Origin of the sequence: Pseudomonas lijiangensis (assembly GCF_018968705.1) — a bacterium.
In the GTDB taxonomy this organism is placed as follows: Bacteria; Pseudomonadota; Gammaproteobacteria; order Pseudomonadales; family Pseudomonadaceae; genus Aquipseudomonas; species Aquipseudomonas lijiangensis.
Genome location: NZ_CP076668.1, coordinates 2,982,116 through 3,004,006, shown reverse-complemented (window position 1 = coordinate 3,004,006; position 21,891 = coordinate 2,982,116). Strand labels below are relative to the sequence as shown.

General features: G+C 61.0%; 8 protein-coding genes. 7 read left to right on the top strand and 1 reads right to left on the bottom strand.

Going from position 1 to position 21,891, the window contains the following annotated elements; genetic code table 11:
- Nucleotides 1–106 precede the first annotated feature (106 nt).
- Entirely contained in the window at nucleotides 107–2,323 is a 2,217-nt protein-coding gene (locus KQP88_RS12560) for a TonB-dependent siderophore receptor (RefSeq protein WP_216703197.1), read from the bottom strand.
- Nucleotides 2,324–2,602: 279 nt separating this feature from the next.
- Here KQP88_RS12560 and KQP88_RS12555 point away from each other — a divergent pair, with 279 nt between their 5' ends.
- The 7 genes from KQP88_RS12555 (at nucleotide 2,603) to KQP88_RS12525 (ending at nucleotide 21,889) form a co-directional block, all read left to right on the top strand.
- Nucleotides 2,603–3,406, top strand: coding sequence for an ABC transporter ATP-binding protein (locus tag KQP88_RS12555; RefSeq protein WP_216705944.1), 804 nt, complete (start codon nucleotides 2,603–2,605; stop codon nucleotides 3,404–3,406).
- The gene (locus tag KQP88_RS12550) at nucleotides 3,403–4,386 is read left to right on the top strand and encodes a FecCD family ABC transporter permease (RefSeq protein ID WP_216703196.1); all 984 of its coding nucleotides are present in this window, start codon (nucleotides 3,403–3,405) and stop codon (nucleotides 4,384–4,386) included. The genes KQP88_RS12555 and KQP88_RS12550 overlap by 4 nt, the downstream gene beginning before the upstream one ends.
- Nucleotides 4,383–5,432: a FecCD family ABC transporter permease gene (locus KQP88_RS12545; protein ID WP_216703195.1), complete on the top strand. Its 1,050-nt coding sequence runs from the start codon at nucleotides 4,383–4,385 to the stop codon at nucleotides 5,430–5,432. The genes KQP88_RS12550 and KQP88_RS12545 overlap by 4 nt, the downstream gene beginning before the upstream one ends.
- Before the next feature lie 57 nt (nucleotides 5,433–5,489).
- Nucleotides 5,490–6,398 (top strand): ABC transporter substrate-binding protein, encoded by a 909-nt coding sequence (locus KQP88_RS12540; protein ID WP_216703194.1) that lies wholly within the window; start codon nucleotides 5,490–5,492, stop codon nucleotides 6,396–6,398.
- 155 nt (nucleotides 6,399–6,553) lie between these two features.
- Nucleotides 6,554–7,507, top strand: a complete 954-nt coding sequence (locus tag KQP88_RS12535) for a TauD/TfdA family dioxygenase (protein WP_216703193.1) — start codon at nucleotides 6,554–6,556, stop codon at nucleotides 7,505–7,507.
- Between the two features lie 66 nt (nucleotides 7,508–7,573).
- Nucleotides 7,574–12,382 carry a non-ribosomal peptide synthetase gene (locus tag KQP88_RS12530; RefSeq protein WP_216703192.1) on the top strand — a complete coding sequence of 1,603 codons (4,809 nt, stop codon included), beginning with the start codon at nucleotides 7,574–7,576 and terminating at the stop codon, nucleotides 12,380–12,382.
- 42 nt (nucleotides 12,383–12,424) lie between these two features.
- On the top strand, nucleotides 12,425–21,889 hold the full coding sequence (locus KQP88_RS12525) for a non-ribosomal peptide synthetase (RefSeq protein WP_216703191.1): 9,465 nt from the start codon (nucleotides 12,425–12,427) through the stop codon (nucleotides 21,887–21,889).
- Nucleotides 21,890–21,891 lie beyond the last annotated feature (2 nt).

Genomic DNA, 21,891 nt, shown 5'->3' with positions numbered 1-21,891 from the left:
CGTACGGCGCAGAGTATCTGCCGGTTTCAGGCCTTTTTCGCCAGCAAGCTGCCTCCCACAAGTCTTGTTTGTGCCTTAACTGATCGGCATTACACCTACAGGGTTTTTACCACCTGAAGTTGACGGACGTCACCAGCTCGCGCTCGTCGCCGTAGCGGCAAATAGCAAATTCACAGTAGGTGTACTTCTTGTTGGTCACGTTGTTTGCATTGATGGCAATGTCCCAGTTCTTGTCGATCTGGTAGCTGGCCATGGCGTCGAACAGGAAGTAAGCCGGCATCTGCGACTCGATACCCGAAGCCTGGGTTGTGCCCTTGTAGCGCGCACCACCGCCAATCTTCAGTTGCGGAATGCCGAATAGGGCGAAGTTGTAGTCGGTCCACAATGCGGCCTGGTGGTACGGAGTATCTTCGCTACGCTGGCCCACTTCACCCGGAACCGAACTTTCGGTAATCCGCGCATCGGTGTAGGCATAGGTGGCAATGACGCTGAATTGCGGCGTTACATCGGCCTTGGCCTCCAGTTCCAGCCCGCGGGAGCGTTGCTCGCCCGTCTGCGAAGAAACGCTATTGACGGTCTTCAGCACGTTTTTCTGGGTCAGTTCATAAACAGCGGCACTCAACAGGACATTGCTGCCAGGAGGCTGGTAGCGAATACCCATTTCATACTGCTTGCCTTCTGTCGGTGCGAAGCTTTGTGTCGGAGCATCGGCCACCGCTACCGGGAAGAACGACTCGCTGTAGCTGATGTAGGGAGCCAGGCCGTTATCCGCCTGGTACACCAGACCGGCGCGCCAAGTGGTGGATTCGTCTGACTGGTGCCGTTTCTGGCCGTTTACAAAGGCTTTCTGGTCCTGGTTGGCCCAGTCGTGGCGACCACCGAGCAACAGCAGCCAGTGATCGTCGAACTTGATCTGGTCCTGCAGATAAATGCCGGTCTGCAGGGTATCGATTTGCGAACCACGGTCAGCGCTCTGCGCCTTGTTCACTACCACCGGTTGCCCGTAGTTGTAGGTGGCAAGGTTCAAAGAGGGCGCGTTGTTCCGGAAGTTGTGCGAGTCATACGATGCATCGTAGGTGTCGGCACCGACCAGAAAGGTATTTTCCACACCGCCGATGTTCCAGCGTGCTTCGACGTTGGTATCGCTGGCCAGGGCTCTGGAGCGCTCGTGACGGTCGCTGTACTGGCGAGTCAGCAAGCCATTTCTAGCCGCCGAGTTGACCGCTGCTATCGCTGCCGCGTTGTTCGTCGGAATCTGCAAGTACTTCCACTTCATCTCCGCTTCGTAGTAACGCAGCTTGTTGCTGATGCGGATGTTGTCGTTGAAGTTATGCTCGAACTCGTAACCGATGGCAGACATCTCGCCATTCATGTCGTCGTAACCGGGCTCGCCGATGAAGTCGTGACGACCAATGGTGAAGGGGCCGTTGCCGAGGCCTTTGACGAGCTGGTAAGGCAGGGGCGCGGAGAAGCGCGTGTCGCTTTTCTGGTGGAAGGCCAGCAAGGTCAGCGATGTGTCTTCATTAGGGCGCCAGGTCAGGGCCGGTGCGATGTAGAGCTTGTCGTCATTGATGTGGTCCTGCTGGGTGCCACTGTCACGCTGCAACAGGGTCAGGCGATAGCTGAGGGTATCGCTGTCGCCCAGCGGGCCGCTGAAGTCGCCGGTCAATTGCTTGCGATCATTGTTGCCGTATTGCAGGCCCAGCTCATGAAGCGGTGTTTCGGTCGGACGCTTGCTGACGCCGTTGACGAACCCGCCAGGCGACAACTGACCGTACAGGACCGAGGCCGCACCACGGATCACTTCCACGCGCTCCAGGCCAAAGGGTTCCTGGACGCCGTCGTAGGAGTTGTTCTGCAGGCGCAGGCCATCACGCAAGGAACCACCGGTAGCAGACTCTACGTCGAAACCGCGGATACGGAAGCGGTCGGACGTGCGGTTGAAGCTCGATGGCTGGCTGGTGAAGCCCGGCGTGTAGCTCAGGGCGTCGGCCAGGGTGTCGGACTTGCGGTCGGTGATTTCATCGGCAGTCACTACGGACAGCGACTGCGGTGTTTCGGTAATGGCCGCGTTGGTCTTGGTGGCACTGGTATTGCGCAGGGCAACCTTGCCGGCCAGCGGAGCGGTCGGGTTTTCCGGAGTGTCGGCGTTGATGTTGATATTGGTGAGTTGAACGGCATTGCTGCTGGATGCTTCATCCGCCGCGATTGCCTGCGCCGAGATGACGCTGCTCAAAGCCAGTGCCAGGGTGGTCAGGTGAAACACAGGAGGGCGCCTTGTGTAACGGTTTTCGGTGCTAACTGTTATTTTTCTTTCGAGCATCGAGGGAGTCCTTGGAGGTACATTTTTGACTTTCGGAATAGCGTTTGCCCTGAATCCTGTGCCATCAGTGGCTCAACCGGGCTGGTATCAATTGGCCGTACTTTATCTGTAAATGATAAGGTTTTGCATTAAGATTTGTCGCTGCAGTACAGAATTATTTCATTTTCGACACATTCTGTGGCCCACTTATGCCCCTGATGTGATGACAGGATGAAAAACGATGCCGGGGCATTGCTCGACGGACGATTCGATCAGGCTCTATTGGGTGGGAGAAAGGTCATGCTGAAAGCCACCGGAGTGCGGCTGGGCTATGGCGAACAATTGGTGCTTGATGGCGTCAGCCTGGACATTCCCGAAGGCCGTTTCACAGCGCTGATCGGTGCCAACGGCTGCGGCAAGACCACCATGCTCAACGTGCTTGCACATATGTTGCGTCCGGGCGCGGGCGAAGTGCAGTTGTCCGGCAAGCCGCTGCGCCAGTATTCGCGTCGGGCGCTGGCGCAACAGCTGGCATTGCTGCCCCAGCACACCACATCGCCAGCGGGCATGAGTGTGCGAGAGCTGGTGATGCAGGGGCGCTTCCCCTGGCAGAGCTGGTGGCGCCAATGGTCCGACCAGGATCAGCAGGCGATTGACCGCGCCATTGAGCTGACGGGTATTCATTCTTTGCTTGATCGCTCGCTGGCAACCCTGTCGGGCGGGCAGTTGCAGCGCTGCTGGATTGCCATGACCCTCGCCCAGGATACGCCGGTGATTCTGCTGGACGAGCCGACCACTTTCCTCGACATCGCCCATCAGATCACGCTGCTCGAACTGTTGGTGGACCTTCGCGGGCAGGGCAAGACCATCGTGGCCGTCCTGCATGATCTGAACCAGGCTGCCCGTTACGCCGATCATCTGGTGATGATGCGCGGAGGACGTCTGCTGGCTCAGGGCGCGCCTGCCGAGGTGTTCACCCGGGAAAACCTCAAGGCCGTCTTCGATCTGGATGCGCACATCATCACTGACCCTTATTCCGGCGACCTGTTATGCGTCCCGCAGTCGAACCGAAGCAAGCCGCTGCCCGTGCAGGAGGCGATGTGAGTCACGGTCTACGGTTACCCGTATGGCTGGGACTGTTGATGGCAATCGCCCTGGCCGCACTGATTCATCTGGCGGTTGGCGCAAAGAGCATTCCCTGGCACGAAACCTGGCAGGCACTGGTTGCCTATGTGCCGGGCAACCCCGATCACAGTGTCATTCGTGGCAGTCGCCTGCCGCGCCTGCTGGTCGCGTTGCTGGTGGGTGCCAGCCTCGGGCTTGCCGGCACCATCATGCAGGCGGTCGGCGATAACCCGCTGGCTGATCCGGGAATTCTCGGTATCAATAGCGGCGCGGCACTGTTCGTGGTGTTCGGGCTGCTGGTGATGCCGGGCAACGATTTGTCGATGATCCCGTTATTTGCCTTTGCCGGTGCGCTGACGGCGGCCATCGGCGTCCTGTTGCTGGCGGGCAGGGGCCATAACCCGATCCGGCTGACGCTGTCGGGCGCCATGATTGCGGCGCTGTTCAGCGCGTTCACCTCAATTCTGTTATTGCTCGATCAGCAAGGGCTCGACAGCCTGAGACGCTGGCTGACCGGCTCCATCGGTGTGACCGGCGGCACGATGCAGGCCTGGGTCTGGCCTTATGTCCTGCTGGGCATGTTTCTGTGTCTGATCAATGTGCGGGCCTTGAATGCCCACCGTCTTGGGCCGCAGGCGGCTGCGGGCATGGGCGTCAATCTGCTGAAGATGCGCGTGTTCGGGCTGGCTTCGGTGGTTCTGCTGTCCGGGTGTGCCGTGGCTCTGGCCGGGCCTATCGGCTTTGTCGGGCTGGTCGTGCCTCATGCGGCGCGCCTGCTGTTTGGCGACGATTATCGTCGGCTGTTGCTGGCAGCTCCTCTGCTGGGGGCGCTGCTGCTGATTCTGGCGGACATCGCGGCTCGCACCGTGGTGAGTCCGTTCGAGCTCAACACTGGCATCGTCACGGCCCTGATCGGCGGCCCTGTTTTTGTCATCCTGGTGCTGAGGAAGGTCAAATGAGGCGCGCCGGACTGACCTTGCCCAGAGCCTTGCCATTGTTGCCCTGGATTGCCCGACCCATCGACCTGATTTCGGTGGTGGTGCTGACAGCTGCTGTCATCGGCCTGGCGCTGTACGCGCTGACCGTTGGCAGTTTTTCCCTGAGTGTTGCCCAGGCCTGGCAGGCAGTGCTGACGCCCGAGCAGGTCAGCCCGACCATACGCAATCTGCTCTGGGAACTGCGATTGCCCCGTGTGGTGCTGGCCATCCTGGCAGGTGCGGCCATGTCCCTGGCCGGCCTGCTGATGCAGTCGTTGACCCGCAACCCGCTGGCAGCGCCCGGTCTGGTGGGCGTGGAGTCGGGTGCCAGCGTCACCATGCTGCTGATAATCGTGCTCTGGCCCGGGCTTTTGCCGTTGGAACTGTATCCATTGGCTGCACTGGCCGGTGGTCTGGCGGTGGCGTTCTTTGTGGCGCTGCTGTCCTGGCGTCAGGGTATCTCGCCGCTGCGTCTGATTCTGGTGGGCGTCGGGCTTACCGCCATGCTGAGTGCGGTCGCCGATCTGCTGATCACTTACGGCAATATCGATCAGGTGGAGTCGGCCCTGATGTGGCTGGGTGGCAGCCTGCATCGGGCCGGTTGGGCGCAGGTTCACAGCCTGGGGTTCTGGTTGGTGCTCGCCGGTTTGCCGCTGTTGTTCTGTCATCGGCAGTTGAACCTGCTGCAACTCGGGGAAAAGGTTGCGCTCAGCCGAGGCCTGAATGTCACGGGTGTCATGATCGCCTTGCTGCTGTGCAGCGTCATGCTGACGGCGGCGGCTGTAGCGAATGTCGGCACCATGACCTTTGTCGGACTGGTCGCTCCGCATCTGGCACGGCAACTGGCGGGTGATCGCCATGGTGCCTTGATGCCTTTGTCGGCGCTGTTCGGCGCGCTGCTGGTGTTGGCTGGCGACACACTGGGAAGGGGGATCTTTCCGCCCTTGCAGTTACCGGCAGGGCTGGTGGTCGCCATTATCGGTGCGCCTTATCTGATGGTCCTGTTGGCGCGTCAGCGCAATCGCTGAAAACAAATTGTCTGGGGGTAAGTGCGGGTGAAAGGAATTTTCCGGAGTGTGGCGTGCATGTTGTGTGCGCCTCTGGCATTGCTGGCCGTAAACGTCAGCGCTGCAGAAACCAGGGTGTTCGAGAACAGCTTTGGCCGGGTCGAAGTGCCGGTGGCACCGCATTGCATCGTATCGCTGCATGACTTCAGCCTGACCACGCAATTGCTGGAGCTGGGCGTCAAGCCATGCGGCTCCACCGGCCGCAAGAAGCTGTTTTCCGATGTGCTGTTTCGCGGCACCCAGGAGCATTTCGATGTGAACGGCATTCAATACATCGGCTCGCATCAGGCACCCGATCTGGAAGCGATTGCTGCCTTGAAGCCTGACCTGATCATCGGATTGTCATATCACGCGGATATCAAGGAGAAGCTCAGCAAGATTGCGCCGGTGGTGCTCCTGCCTGCTCGGGAAAGCGATATCAAGACCTACGCCGGACAACTCGCCGAACTGGTCGGCAAGCAGCAGCGTTACGCCGAAATGCTCGGTGAGTACCAATGGGTCGTCAAGGAGTTCAAGAAACGGGTCAAGGATCCTTCGCGAATTACTGTGACCACGCTGGAGGTCTACACCGATGGTTTCCAGTTGATAGGCCGTGGTGGCATGGATGATGTCATCGCCGATTTTGGCCTGGGACGAGTCCCTGCTTACAGCGCTGCACGGCAGAACGTGCCCTACAGCCTGGAGCGAATTGGCGACTTCAACAGTGATTTCATTATTGATACATATGAAGAGCTGCTAGATTCGGAGACCAGCACGGCGGCCTTCCGGCAGTCGCCGCAATGGCAGAATCTGTTTGCGGTCAAGAATCGTCAGTTCCTGTATCTGAACCGCAGCCGCTATGCCGATACGATGCAAGGCCTGTTGGGTTCAGCCTATTTGCTGATGTCGCATATCGGTGAGCGGGAGAGCGTCCTGCAAGCGCCATAAGTTGTGTCAATTTTGATACAAATGTCATAAATGACAATCATTCTCTATTGATGTTGGTACTCGTTTGTATTAGTTTGTGCTCTCCAAAAATACGCTTATCGGGATGGCGAGGGGTTCAAATGGAAACGGGTGTGGCGCGTACACAGGTTCAATCCATGGAGGTTTCCCAAGGGAGCGAACTGACCCTGCCGTTCATCTTTCAGGCGCCGGCTGCCGGCGATACCTGGCAAGCCCATCGCGAGCAGATCCAGCAGGTGGTCGAGGCTGAACTGCCCCGTGCCGGTGGTGTTCTGTTCCGAGGCTTTGCCTTCGAAGGCGAAGCCGACTTTGAAGCGTTTGCCAGCAGCTTCGGCCACGAACTGCTGACTTACGACTACGCTTCCACGCCACGCACCAAGCTCAACAACCGTGTCTATACCTCCACCGAATACCCGGCCCACCAGGTCATCCCGCTGCACAATGAACAGTCCTATTCCCTGAACTGGCCAATGAAGATCTGGTTTCATTGTGTGCAGGCGTCCCCGGTCGGCGGAGAAACCCCGATTGCCGACAGTCGTGAGGTCTATCGACAGCTTGATCCGGTCATTCGCCAGCGCTTTGCCGACAAGCGCCTGATGTATGTGCGCAATTACGGCAATGGCCTGGATCTGCCATGGCAACAGGCTTTCAACACCGAGGACCGGGCGCAGGTCGAGCAGTTCTGCAAGGCCAGCAATATCGAATTCGAGTGGGATGAAGAGGGCGAGCTTTCGACTCGTCAGGTCTGTCAGGCCGTTGCCCGGCATCCGGTAAGCGGCGAGTGGGTCTGGTTCAATCAGGCGCACCTGTTTCATATTTCCAATCTTGCACCGGCGGTACGCGAGACGCTGATTTCCATCGTTGGCGAGGAAGGCGTGCCGCGTAACGTTTTTTACGGCGACGGTTCACCCATCGAGCTGGAAGCTCTTGAGCATGTACGCGCTGTTCTCCAGCGCTGCCAGGTCAGTTTTCCCTGGCAGGCAGGCGACGTACTGATGCTTGACAACATGCTGGTGGCCCACGGCCGCTCGACATTCCAGGGCGCACGCAAGGTCGTGGTCGCCATGGCGGAGCCTGCTTCGGCGAGCTGAGCACTCTCATCTGGAAAGCCGTCGCAATAGACGGCTTACTTCGAACAAGTAGAAAAAGGACAACAAATGGATCGCCTGATGCATCGCTGCTGGCTGCGCGGAATTCGCCTGTCTATAGCCGAAGGCCAGTTAGCCATTGCCCACGGATCACAGGGCGCCTTGAACGATGAGCTGGTAGCCGAACTGCAGGCCAAAAGTCCTGAGGTGCTGCGCTGGCTGCAACAGCATCCCGATTATTTCGATGCCCGCCCATTGACGGATAACGAGCAGGCACTCTGGTTTCTCCAGCGTCTGGAGCCTGACAACTGCGCCTATAACATCGCTTATGCCGGACGCATCAAGGCGCAATTTGTCACCGCTGATCTGCCCAAGCGCCTTCAGGATGCCTGGGCCACGGTACAGCAGCGCTATCCGATGTTGTGCACGGCCTATGCAGAGCGTAATGGCGAGCTGCTGCAATGGAGCAATCGCGAACAGATCCAGCCCTTGCAGCGTGTGGCATTGCAGACCGCAGATGCCGATACCTTGCAGCAACACATCACCGGGCTGGCCGACAAACCGTTCAATCTGGAAGCCGGCGAGGTCAGCCGCGTTGTCCTGTTGAGCAACACTCAGGGCGACGTTACCGAATACAGCGTGTTGCTGGTGATTCATCACATCGCTGCCGACCTGGCCACGTTCTACACCGTGCTCAATGAGCTGTTCGCTCTGCTCGATGGTCAGTCGCTGGCGCCGGTAAATCCCGATGCGTATCGCGATTATTGCAGTGATCTGCATGTCCGCAGCGAAGCGGCCGAACCCGTGGAACTGGCATGGTGGCAGGCGCAACTGGCCGAAGCCCCGGCCCTGGAACTGCCGACGGATTTCCCTTATGGCAGCAATCAGGCCTTCAAGGGCGGCGAGTTGTCGGTGCGTTTTGATCCCACTGCTACGGCCAGAATCCGTGCCGTGGCCCGAGGCTTGGGCGTAACGCCTTATGTGTTCTGGTTCTCGCTGTTCCAGCAGTTTCTCGGCGTGCTGTCCGGGCAGGACGACTTCGTGCTGGGAACCCCCAGCGGCTGGCGTCTGCGCCGTGAACACCTCAACCTGCCGGGCTATCTGGTCAATCCACTGCCGATCCGCTGCCGTTTGCGCCGCGACGTGTCCAGTGGTGAGTGGGCCAAGCAGGTGGACGCCACGGTCAAGCAGGCGCTTCAGCACCGCCATTACCCCTTCTCGCGTCTGGTCAAGCAACTGGACTTGCCGCGGCAGATGGGCAGGGCGCCGCTGTTCCAGCACATGTTCACCCTCAACAAGGAACGTATTGCGCCTTTCGAGCAGTATGTCGACCGTTTGCTCTCGGAGCAGCGCGGCGCAGCCCATGAGCTGAACATGGTGGTCATCGACGAGGAAGAAGGCTTCCTTTGCCGGTGGCGCTACAGCAAGGCGCTGTACCTGCATCAGACGGTTGAGCGTTACCGCGACCAGTTCGTGGCACTGGTCCATGCGGTTCTCGAACAGCCCGAAGTACCCTTTGCCGAACTCGACTGGTTGCCAGTCGAGCAGCAATCGCTACTCAAGGGCGAAGACACTCCGCTGGTCGTCAGCAATGCCTGGGAAGCCTTCACGCAACAGTGCGCGCTGAAGCCCCAGGCGATTGCGTTGCAGGATGAAAAGGGCACGCTCAGCTATGCCGAACTGGGGCGTGCCGTGGTTGCCCGTGGCGAGCGACTGGGCCAGGATCTGGCCGGCGAGCGGATTGCCTTGTGTCTGCCACGCAGTCGCGAACTGGTGATGCATATGCTCGCGGCCTGGCAGAGTGGCGCAGCTTATCTGGCCCTTGACCCGCAATGGCCAGAGTCGCGCTTGCGGGACATCTGCGAGGATGCAGCACCCAAAGTGCTGGTGGGCGAAGGCCCGCGCCCAGCGTGGTTGCCGGAGCAGGTGCGCTGGTTGCCAATCCCTGCTGCGCCGCTATTCAGTGACGCGCCGCTGCGCGCTGCCCTGGCGGCAGATATGACGGCTTACGTGGTGTACACCTCGGGCTCCAGCGGAAAGCCAAAAGGGGTGAAAGTCAGCCAGAGCAACCTGATTCATTACGTCACCGGCTGCCTTGAACGCCTGAATCTCAGCGCCGATGCCAGTATGGCCAGTCTCGCCAGTTGTGCGACCGACCTTGGTCACACGGCCTTGTTCGGTGCCCTGCTCAGCGGTCGCCGCCTGCGCCTGTTGGCCGAAGAGCTTGCCTTCGACGCCGAGGAACTGGCGGCCGTGCTGGAGCGTGAGCCTGTCGACCTGTTGAAGATCGTGCCGTCACATCTCAATGCCTTGCTGGTCGCCACGGACCCGCAGCGCCTGCTGCCACGCCAGTGTCTGGTCACGGGCGGCGAAGCGCTGGGCCATGACCTGATCAGTCGCTTGCGTGCCCTGAAAGCGGACCTGCGCATCGTCAACCACTACGGCCCCAGCGAAACCACAATCGGCGTCCTGACCCATGAAGTGGAGGGCAGTGGTGCTGCGCCGTTAGGGAAACCTCTGGCCAATGTTCAAGTCAGTGTTCGCTCTCCTGAAGGCGCGCTGTTGCCAGTCGGCGTCAGCGGCGAGCTTTACATTCAGGGGGCGACGGTCGCGCCGGGCTACCTCAGTGCTCCTGATGCCGATCATGCCCGCTTTGGTGAGCACGGCTATCGCACCGGCGACCGGGTACGAATCAATCATCAAGGGCAGGTGGAATTTCTCGGCCGGCTCGATGAACAGGTCAAGATTCGCGGCTATCGGGTCGAGCCCGCAGAAGTCGCGGCTCAATTGCGCGCCATGGCGCAGGTCAGCGATGTCCGGGTGCTGAATATTCCGGCGCCGTTGACCGGCAACCGTCTGGTGGCCTTCCTGATTGCGCCGCCAGACGCCCTGGCCGACATCCAGAATGCGCTGCAAACGCAACTGCCTGACTACATGCAGCCGGCCCAGTGGCATTGCCTCGAAAGCTTTGCCTTGCTGGCCAATGGCAAGATTGATCGCCAGGCCCTGATCGCTCTCGCCAGTCAGGCCCCGACTCAGGCGTCTGCTGCTGAATCCACAGACGATCAGCCCTTGAACGCTGTCGAAAGCACCTTGCTGGATATCTGGCGGACCTTGCTCGGCAAGCCGGAGCTTGGCCCTGACGATAACTTCTTCGCCAATGGCGGCGATTCCATTCTCGGCTTGCAAATCATTGCCCTGGCGCGTCAGCAACAGATTCTGATGACGCCCAAGCAACTGTTTGCCGAGCAAAGCGTGCGGGCCCTGGCGCGAGTGGCGCAGACGCCCCGGAGCAAGCTCGAAAAACGCCTGCTGGACATCGCTCGGGAGATTCTCGACAAGCCGCAACTGAGTGTCGACGATAACTTCTTCACGGCAGGTGGCGACTCGATTCTGAGCTTGCAGATCATCGCCAAGGCCAAGCAACAGCGTCTGCAACTCAAGCCCAAGCAGATCTTCGAATTCCCCACCGTGCGCGGCTGGGCAGAGCAGGTGGTTGATCTTGGCGCGGACAAGGCGGGCGCGGCCTCTGAAGCACTTGAGCCCACCACGGCTTTTGCCCTGACGCCTATTCAGGACTGGTTCTTTGCCCCGCAGCAAAGCCAGCCCGGCTACTGGAACCAGTCGCTCTTGCTGGCGCTGGACGAGCCGCTGGATCAGGCCCGCTTCACCCAGGCAGCGGGCGCGTTGCTCAACCGGCATGCCAGCTTGCGCCTGACTTTCGAGGCCTCGCAAGACGGCTGGCAGCAACGTTATCAGGCCTTTTCCGAGAAACAGGTCGAAGCGCTGCTGCAGGTTGAGGACGAGCCGTTGAGCGAAGCCTTGCTGCAACGCTGGCAGCAGGGTTTCAACCTGGATCAGGCCCCCTTGATCCGCTGGGTGTATTTCTCCCGGAGCCGGGAGTTGCTGTGCACGGCCCATCACCTGCTGGTGGATGCGGTGTCGTGGCAAGTGCTGCTGGAAGAACTGGAAAGCCTGTACCTGCAACCGGATCTGAAGCTGCCGGCCGTTTCGGCGGGTTTTCACGTGTGGAGCGAAGCCTTGCAGCGCCATCGCAACGAGCCAGAGCTCCTGGCTCAGGCGGACTACTGGCGCGAGCAACTGGTTGCTGAAGGCTTGGCCCTTGAGCAGAGCAATAAATACGGCGAGAGCCGCACGCTGGATACACAGCTTTCGGTTGAGCAGACACAACTGTTGCAGGGTGATTGCCACTCAGCCTACGGCACCCAGGTTCAGGACCTGCTGGTGGCCGCACTGGCCGGTGTCATCGGTCAGTGGCAAGGGCGTGACCGGGTCACTCTTGAGCTGGAAAGCCATGGTCGTAGCGGTTGGGAGCAGGCCCCCGATCTGTCCCGTTCCGTGGGCTGGCACACCAGTCGTTATCCATTGGCGGTCAACACGTCCTGGGACCTTGAGTCCTCGATCATCGGCGCCAAGGAAGCCCTGCGCCGTGTGCCCGAGCAAGGCATCGGCTACGGCCTGTTGCGCCAGGATCCGGCTCATGGCCTGGGCGCAGCCTCGCTGCTGACCTTCAACTACCTGGGCCGTGTCGATCAATGGCTGGGGGCGTCCCGTCTCTGGCGTCTATCCCGGCCGATCTGCCCTGGCATGCGCGCCGACGATACCCGCCGCACCCACTGGCTGGATGTGACAGCGCTGGAGAACGAAGGACGGCTGCATATCGAATGGCGCTATGCCCCGCACGTTCACGATCAGGCACTGGTAAACGGATTGGCGCAGCAGTTTGTGCAGCAGATCGGCGCCTTGCTGGAGCACTGCCTGTCTCCAGCGGCTGGCCGCGCCACGGCTTCGGACTTCGCTGACTCAGGCCTGTCCGACGATGAATTCCTGGGACTGCTCGAACAGCTTGAGCAGTGACAACCCTGCGTCCCCTACATTAAAGGTTCGGATACCGTCAGCATGAACGACAAGGTCAAAGCACTTTCGCGCAATATCGAAGCGATTTACCCGTTGGCTCCCATGCAGCAAGGATTGCTGTTCCACAGTCTGCTGCACCCCGGCAAGGGGATGTACCTGCTGCAATATCGCCACGTCATGGTCATGCCCGACCTCGACCTGGACGCTTTCCGTCAGGCCTGGGCGCAGGTGGTGGAGCGTCACGAACTGCTGCGCACGTCTTTCGTCTGGAAACAGCAAAAGCGCCCGATGCAGGTGGTGCACAAACAGGTCGAACTGCCCATCACTTATGAAGACTGGTCGCACCTGAGCGACGGCGAGCAACAGAGCCGTCTGGAACAATTGCTGAGCGAAGAGCGTGCCCAGGGCCTGGACTTTACCAAGGCCCCCTTGATGCGGGTCAGGCTGTACAAGATTGCACCTGACACCTACCAGTTCGTGCGCAGTTATCACCACATCCTCATGGATGCCTGGTGCTTCTCGATCATCATGATGGACTTCCTCAACGGCTACCGCGCCGCGCAGGAGGGGCGTCGCCTGAACCTGCCGGCACCTCGCCCGTACCGCGACTTCATCCGCTGGCTGGAAGCCCAGAAGCCCGAAGATCATCAGGAATTCTGGCAGCAGCGTCTGGCCGGTTTCGACACCCCCAACGAGTTTGGTTTTGGCCATGTGGGCCGCATTCAGGATGCCGCCGAGCCGGTCGAAGATTGCGTCGAACACCTGACCCTGGAACAGACCCAGAGCCTGCAAAATACCGCTGCCCGCCACGGCATCACCCTCAACACGCTGGTGCAGGGCGCCTGGGCTTTGCTGCTGGCGCGCTACAGCGGTGATCGCGATCTGGTGTTCGGCATCACCGTGGCCGGGCGTCCGGTTCATATGCAGGGCATGGAAAGCATCGTCGGCCTGTTTATCAATAGCCTGCCGCTGCGCTGGAGCTGGCGTCTGGACGATGCGCTGGGGCCATGGCTCAAAGCCTTGCAGACCGAGAACCTGAGCCTGCGTGAACACGAAAGCGTTTCCCTGGCCGACATCCAGCGCTGGAGCGACGTGCAGCGTCAGGACCTGTTCCAGAGCCTGTTCGTGTTCGAGAACGCGCCGATTACTTCCGACCTGCGTCAGAGCCAGCTGGATTACCTGATCAGCGACATGGCCAACCGCACCCACACGAACTACCCCGTGACGGTGGTCATCGTTCCGGGCGAACGTCTGCATTTGCAACTGACCTACCAGACTGACTGGTTCCTGCGCGAAGAAATCGAGCAGATGCTGCGCCACTTCCGCACCTTGCTGCTGAATATGGGCGAAGCACTGAGCGCGAAGCCCGAAACGCCCCTGCATCATCTGGCCATGCTCGATGAGCGGGAAATCGCCATCCAGCATCAGGACTGGGCCGGTGGCGGTCTGGCCGCCGATGAGCAACTGCTGCAACCCTTGTATATCGAACGCTTACAGCAACAGGTTCGCCAGACGCCCGAGCGCGTGGCCATTGTGCATGGCGAACAGAGCCTGACGTTCGACCAGTTGAACCGTGCCGCCAACCGTCTGGCCCGGCACTTGCGGGCACAGGGCGTCCAGTCGGACGACCTGATCGCGGTGTTCGACGAACGTGGCCTGGACCTGGTGGTGATGATCGTCGCGACCCTCAAGGCCGGCGCAGGCTGGCTGCCGCTTGATCCCCGCAACCCGCCACAACGTCTGGCCCAGGTGCTGCGCCAGAGTCGCACGCCATTGCTGATTCACAGTGCAGGGCAGGGCGAACTGGCGATGGAGGCTGTGGAACTGCTGGAGCAGCCGCTCAAGTCGGTGCTTTACGATTCCTCCGCATTGGGCAGCTACAGCGATGATGACCTGAACATTCCGGTTCACGACAGCTCGCTGGCCTATTGCATCTTCACTTCCGGCTCCACCGGTACGCCTAAGGGCGCGATGGTTGCCCATGCGGGCATGCTCAACAATATTCTCGGCAAACTGCCGGGGCTCGGCCTCGATGCCAGTGACGTGATTGCCCAGACCGCGCCGCAGTGCTTCGACATTTCCGTGTGGCAAACCCTGGCCGGTATGGTGCTGGGGGCGCGCACCGTGATTCTGGGTGATTGCGTGGTGCAGAACCCCGATGACCTGGCCGCCGCCATAGAACGCCATGACATCAGCATTCTTGAAGCGGTGCCATCGCTGATGCAAAGCCTGCTGGATGCTGGCCTCGACCGTTCCCGTCTGCGCTGGGTCCTGGCGACCGGCGAAGCACTGCCGCCAGCTCTGGCGCGGCGCTGGTTCGAGCGCTATCCAGCCATTCCGCTGATGAACGCCTATGGTCCGGCGGAATGCTCCGATGACGTGGCGTTCCATCCGTTGCTCGAACGCTTGCCTGAGCAACGCATCAACGTGCCCATTGGCCGCGCGACACTGAATAACCGTCTGTACCTGCTCAATGCCGACCTGCAACCGATACCTGCCGGAGCAGTGGGGGAAATCTTCGTGGCGGGTGTGGGCGTCGGTCGTGGCTATATGGCCGACCCGGCACGTACGGCGGCGGTGTTTCTGCCGGACCCGATTGCCAACGATGGCAGCCGCATCTATCGCACGGGCGACCTGGCGCGTTTCCTGCCCAATGGTGATCTGGAATACGTCGGGCGCACCGACCATCAGGTCAAGATCCGTGGTCACCGTATCGAACTGGACGAAATCGAAGCCTGCCTGACCCGCTATCCGGGTGTCCGGGAAGCCGTGGTGGTGGCCCGTGATGACCAGCAACGCTCCAAGGTGCTGGTGGCGTATGTGGTGTCCGATGACCAGCCAGGCATCGAAGCCCTGCGCGAGCATGTGCTGGGCAACCTGCCGCCCTACATGATTCCGGGCGCGTTCATGTTCCTGGAGCGCTTTCCCCTCAATGGCAACGGCAAGATCGACCGCAAATCCTTGCCCGCGCCGGATTTTGCCGCGCAAAGCCAGGCCCGTTATGTGGCGCCCAGCAGCGAACTGCAAGGCCAGATGGTCGAAGCCTGGCAAAGCGTGCTGGGGCTCGATCAGGTAGGCGTCGAAGACAACTTCTTCGAGCTGGGCGGTCATTCGCTGCTGGCCACGCAACTGATCGGCCTGATCGGCAAGCTCAGCGGTAAAGACCTGCCACTGCGCATCGTGTTCGAGCGCCCGACCATTGCCGCCATGGCGGACTGGCTGGAAAACCGTACCGACACTGCCCAGTCAGCGCCCAAGCTCTTGCCTCGTCCTGAAAAGCTGCCGCTGTCCTTTGCCCAGCAGCGGCTCTGGTTCCTGCAACAACTCGATCCACAAAGCCCGGCCTACAACCTGGCCGGTGCGGTACGCCTGACCGGCGCCTTGAATATCGACGATTTGCAGAGCGCCTTGCAGTCCGTACTCGACCAGCATGAAGTGCTGCGCACCGGATTCATCAGCGAGCCTGAAGGCCCGAGCCAGGTGATTCTGGCCCGCACCGAACTTGAGTTGCCATTGATCGATGTGCCAAGCGAAGAGGCACTGCACGACCTGCTGCGTCAGGACGCAATGACGCCATTCGATCTGCAGGCCGCGCCGTTGCTGCGCGCCAGGCTCTATCGTCTGGCACCTGAGGCGTTTGTCCTGTCGCTGAACTGCCATCACATCGTTGCCGATGGCTGGTCCCTGCAACTGATCATCGATGGTCTGTGCAAACAGTATCGCCATCTGCGTCAGGGCCTGAGCGCAGAAGCGCCGGCCATGTCGATGCAATATGCCGATTACGCCCTGTGGCAGCGGCAATGGATGAATAGCAAGGCTTGCGAGCAGGAACTGGGCTTCTGGCGCGAGCAACTGGCCGGTGAACTGCCGGTGCTGGAGCTGGCAGCCGACTTCCCGCGTCCTGCCCAGGCCAGCCAGAATGGCGGTCGTGTCGAACAGCGTTTGCCTGAGGCCCTGACCGCACGTTTGCGCGCATTCAGCGCTCGTCACGGCTGGAGCAACTTCACGCCGATGCTGGCGGCATTCCAGTTGCTGCTGCGCAGCCGTAGCGGTGAAGACGACATCATTGTCGGTGTGCCTGTTGCCAACCGGCATCATGCCGCGCTGCAACCTCTGGTCGGTTGCTTCGTCAATACGCTGGTGTATCGCAAGAAACTGTCCGGCGAGCGCAGCCTGCTGCAATTGATGAGCGAATTGCAGGCGCTGTCGGTGTCGGTGCAGTCCCATCAGGATCTGCCGTTCGATTACCTGATCGAGCAGCTCGGCGTGGCCCGGCAAGTCAGCTACAACCCGCTGTTCCAGGTGATGTTCAACTACTTCCCGGGCAATGCCCTGGAGCGTTTCGAGCTGACTGACGTCATCGCAGAACCTCTGGACAACCGCCCGGACAGCGCCTTGTGCGACCTGCACCTGGACGTGCGTGACAGCGAGCATGGCATCAGCCTGAGCCTGCAATACAGCAGCGATCTGTTCCGCGAGCAGACGGTGCAGACCATGGCCGAGCAGTATCTGGTGTTGCTGGAGGCCTTGCTCGATCAACCGGAAAAAGCCCTGGGCGAACTGGTCTGGCAACCTGCCGAGCGTGCCCTGGCACGGCTCGACGGCCCGGTAGTCGGTGGTCAGCAGGACATTCTCCAGGCCTTTGAACTCCAGGTTGCCCTTCAGCCCGACGCCACTGCCGTACTGGCCGGCGATCAGCGCCTGACGTACGCCGAACTGAATCAGGCTGCCGAACGACTGGCCGCTGCGTTGCAGGCCCATGGCGTCGGTATCGAAGACCGCGTGGCATTCAATCTGCCACGTGATGCGCGCCTGCCAACGGCGATGCTGGGGATTCTCAAGGCAGGTGCGGCCTATGTGCCGCTGGCCGAAGACACGCCACCGGAGCGTGGCCGCTACATTCTTGAAGCCGCGCAACCGCGGATATGCCTGGGTACTGCGGCGAGCCTGGAAGTGTTGGCTGGCTGGAACAGCGGCGTGACGTTGCTGGATATCGACGCACTGAAACCGGCTGAAACACTCAGGACACCGGCATGGACAGCGGATCAACTCGCCTACGTGCTGTACACCTCCGGGTCCACCGGCAAGCCCAAAGGCGTGGCGATCAGCCGTGGCAACCTGATGAACCTGATGCTGGCGGTCGGGCAGGTCCTGCCGCTGGACGCACAGGACCGGGTGCTGGCCCTGACCACCGCGACCTTCGACATTGCCATTGTCGAACTGCTGCTGCCACTGGCCCATGGCGCCAGTATCCTGCTGGCCGACCGCGAACAGGCCCGGGACCCGCAAGCCATCGATCAACTGCTGGAGGCTGCGCAACCGACCGTCATGCAGGCCACGCCCGCCACCTGGCGGATGCTGGTGGCCCACACCTCGCGTCACTGGCAAGGCGTGCGCGCCATTTCCGGTGGCGAGGCCTTGCCTTGTGCGCTGGCCGAAGCCATCGAGGGCAGGGGAGCCAGGGTCATCAACGGTTACGGACCGACAGAAGCGACGGTCTACAGCACCTTCGAAGTTCGCAACGGCAACGAAAGCGGCGTTGAAGTGCCTATCGGGCAGCCTGTAGCCAATACCGCTGCCTATGTGCTGGATGCCGATCTGCAACCCGTGGCCGACGGAATTCCCGGTGAGCTGTATCTGGCCGGTGCCAACCTGGGCCGCGGGTACTTTGCGGCAGCGCGTCTGACTGCCGCGGCGTTCCTGCCGGATCCGTTCGTGGCCGGAGCCCGCATGTATCGCACCGGTGACCGGGTTCGCCGCAATAGTAATGGCAGCCTGGATTACCTGGGTCGTCTGGACTTCCAGGTCAAGCTGCGCGGCTTCCGCATCGAGCTGGGGGAAATCGAGGCCTTGCTGGCGCGTATTTCTGGCGTTCGCGAGGCAGCTGTCGTGCTGCTGGGCAACGGCGAAGCGGCGCGGCTGGTGGGGTATTACGCGGGTGATGCCCAAGATGAAGCGCTGTTGCGCGAAACCCTTGGCGCGCAACTGCCGGACTACATGCTGCCGAGCCAGTTCGTCCACCTGGAGACTCTGCCACTGAGCCCAAGCGGCAAGGTTGATCGCAAGGCATTGCCGGAACCGCTCCAGCGCGATGGTCAGCGCAGTGCGCTCTCCGGCGAGTGGGAGCAGGCATTGGCCCTGCTCTGGGAAGAGCTGCTGGGCAGCAGCGATATCGGGGCCGAAGACAACTTCTTCGCCTTGGGCGGTCATTCGTTGCTGGCCGCACGCCTGGTGGCGCGCATTGCCGAACAACATGGCCGGCGCCTGCCGTTGCGCACCTTGTTCGAGCACCCGGTGCTGCGGGACCTGGCTGCGCAACTGGCGGCGACAGACGTTGAGTCCGAAGGCATCCTGCGCCCGTTCAAGGAGTCTTTGGCACCGCTGCATTTCACGCAACAACGCTTGTGGTTCCTGGACCGTCTGCAAGGCGATACCCAGGCCTATCATCTGTCCCTGGCCTTGAAACTGGACGGTGTGCTGCAACCGGCATTGCTGGAACAGGCCCTGACTCAACTGATCAGTCGCCAGCACAGCCTGCGCACGGTATTCAGCGACACCGCCGAAGGCGCCCGTCAGTGTGTCGAGGATCAGGCCGCAGTGCAGGTGAGCACCGAGCCGCTGGAGATCGACGAACACTCCCAGGCTTTCGCGCAGAAACTGACTCGGGAAGCGCAGCGCGCATTCGATCTGACAGCATCGCCACTGTTCAGGGTGCGTGTGTATCAAGGGCCGAGCCGAAGCGTGTTGCAGGTCACTTTGCACCACATCATTGCCGATGCCCGTTCGCTGGAGATCTTCTTCAATGAACTGCAACTGATCTATCAGGCCATTGTGGAAGGCCGCAACGCCTGCCTGCCGCAACTGCCGTTGCAGTTCTCCGACATTGCCGCCAGCTGGCAAGCCCCGGCCGGGCAGGCCTTGATCGAATCGCAGCTTGAATACTGGCGTCAGGCCCTGGCTGGCGAGCCGCCGGTGCTGAACCTGCCAACCGATTTGCCGCGTCCGGCGGAGCAGGGCTACAAAGGCCAGCGTCTGCGCTTCGACCTGCCAGCCGAGCTGGTCGCGCAACTGCGGACAACCGCGCAAAGCCACGGCCTGACGGCGTTCGCACCTTTGCTGGCTGCCTGGAAAACCCTACTGGCCAGACACTCGGGCCAGCGTGAAATCTGGATGGGCCTTCCGGTTGCCCATCGTCATCAGGCTCATACCGACAACCTGATCGGTTACTTTGCCACGACCCAGGTCCTGCGCAGCAGCATCGATCCGCTGCAATCGGTCGAGCAGTTCTGGCAGCAGTTGCAAGCCACGCATCTGGCCGCGCAGCAGCATGGCGACGTGCCTTTCGAGCGTCTGGTGGAAGCCCTGCAAGTGCGCCGCGACCTGAGCCATACGCCGCTGTTCCAGGCACTGTTCAATCTGATTCAGCGCGACGTCGCCGCATCGGGCGAGCAGCACTTTGCCGACGTGCCGGTGCAGCGTCTGAATGTCGAAAGCGACAGCGCCCTGGTGGATATCGGTCTGCATATCGAACAGCACGGTGACGACTGGCAGTGCGTGCTGGAATACAACACCGATCTGTTCCTGCCCCGCACCGCACAACGCTATGCCGACGAATACCGCTATCTGCTCGAAGGCATGCTCAAACAACCTGAAGCGCGCCTGTGGGATGTCGACCTGGCCAATGCCGATCATGCGCTGGACGAGCGCCCATGGAACCTGACTGCCCAGGCTGTGCAGCATGAAATGGATCTGATTGCCCGTTTCGAGCGGCAAGTGGCGCTGACACCCGAGGCCCTGGCCGTGGATTGTCAGGACCAGCAGTGGACCTATGCGCAACTCAATGCCCGCAGCAATCGTCTGGCCCATTGGCTACGCGGGCAGGGTGTCGGTACCGATGACCTGGTTGCCGTCTGCCTGACCCGCGGCCCGTGGCTGTTGCCAACCCTGCTGGCCATTCACAAGGCCGGTGCGGCGTACCTGCCACTGGACCCGCAACATCCGGCAGACCGCCTGCGCTTCATCATCGGGCATGCGCGTCCGGCACGGGTGCTTGGCGAGAGTCTGAGCAGCGATGCCTTGAGCGGCATAGATAAGGTGCTGCTCGACCAACTGTTGCTGGATGACTACAGCGCCGAGAACCTGTCGCTGCCGGTCAACCCGCAACAACGGGCTTATGTCATCTACACCTCGGGCTCGACCGGTACACCGAAAGGCGTGCAGGTCACCCGCGACAACCTGAGCAACCTGCTGGCCGGTCTTGGTCAGCAGTTGCCACTCGGCGCCAACGATGTCTGGCTGGCCAGTACCACTTACGCCTTCGATATGTGCAAGCCGGAGCTGTTCCTGCCGCTGGTCAATGGCGCGGCCATATTGCTGGCGCGTCGCGAGCAGGTGGTCGATGGTCATCAACTGTTTGCCTTGCTGCGTCGTGCCACGGTGTTCCAGGCAACGCCTGCGGGCTGGCAGATCCTGCTGGAAACCGGCCATACCGACTGGCCAGCCATACGCGGCCTGATCGGCGGCGAAGCGGTGCCGGGTGAACTGGTGACCGAACTGCGCAGCCGGGGCGTGACCCTGATCAACGCCTATGGCCCGACGGAAACCACGGTCTGGTCCACGACTCAGGCGTTGCAGGAAGTGCCGAACGGTGTGGCCGATATTGGCTCGCCATTGCTCAACACTCGCTGCTATGTACTCGATGAAATGCTGCGTCCGGTGCCTCTGGGCACGACCGGTGAGCTGTATATCGCCGGTTCCGGCGTGACCCGTGGCTATCAGCATGCGCCTGCCATTACGGCGGCAGCCTATTTGCCGGATCCTTATGCCAGCGAATCCGGCAGCCGTATGTACCGCACCGGCGATCTGGTGCGCCGCCGCAATGACGGTCGTCTGGCCTATGTCGGGCGCAGCGACTTCCAGGTCAAGGTGCGGGGCTTCCGTATCGAGCCGGGGGAGATCGAATCGCTGTTGCGTCGTTATCCGGGCGTGGAAGAGGCCGTGGTGATGATCGACGCCCGCAGCCAGAGTCTGTTTGCCTGGCTGCAAACGCCGAGCCCGGTGGATCAGGCGGCCTTGCGTCGCCATCTGGAAGGCCTGTTGCCGGGTTACATGATTCCTGCCGGTTTTATCGAGCAGTCACGCTTTGCCCTCAATGCCAACGGCAAGATCGACCGCAAGAGCCTGCCGGCGCCGCAACCCGTGGCTCTGGAAGGCGTTGCTCCGCGCAACGAGCTGGAACAGCAACTGGCCGACATCTGGCAGGAGTTGCTTGAAGTGCCGCAGGTCGGGGTGTTCAACAGTTTCTTCGAGCTGGGCGGCCATTCCCTGCTGGCGATGCGCTTGATGACCCGGGTCGAGAACCGTTTCGGTATCAAGATCGAACTGCGCAGCCTGTTCCACAACCCGACGATTGCTGCGCTTGCCGAGCAGATCGAAAAACCCCAAGGGCCTTCCACGGATGAAGCCCTGGACGAAATGCAGCGTCTACTATCAGAGATGGAAGAATAAGA

Excerpts from the sequence above, each read along its gene's own strand:
- KQP88_RS12540 (WP_216703194.1), top strand. The coding sequence starts at position 5,490 with ATGTTGTGTGCGCCTCTGGCATTGCTGGCCGTAAACGTCAGCGCTGCA.
- KQP88_RS12560 (WP_216703197.1), bottom strand. The coding sequence starts at position 2,323 with ATGCTCGAAAGAAAAATAACAGTTAGCACCGAAAACCGTTACACAAGG.
- KQP88_RS12530 (WP_216703192.1), top strand. The coding sequence starts at position 7,574 with ATGGATCGCCTGATGCATCGCTGCTGGCTGCGCGGAATTCGCCTGTCT.
- KQP88_RS12545 (WP_216703195.1), top strand. The coding sequence starts at position 4,383 with ATGAGGCGCGCCGGACTGACCTTGCCCAGAGCCTTGCCATTGTTGCCC.
- KQP88_RS12555 (WP_216705944.1), top strand. The coding sequence starts at position 2,603 with ATGCTGAAAGCCACCGGAGTGCGGCTGGGCTATGGCGAACAATTGGTG.
- KQP88_RS12525 (WP_216703191.1), top strand. The coding sequence starts at position 12,425 with ATGAACGACAAGGTCAAAGCACTTTCGCGCAATATCGAAGCGATTTAC.
- KQP88_RS12535 (WP_216703193.1), top strand. The coding sequence starts at position 6,554 with ATGGAGGTTTCCCAAGGGAGCGAACTGACCCTGCCGTTCATCTTTCAG.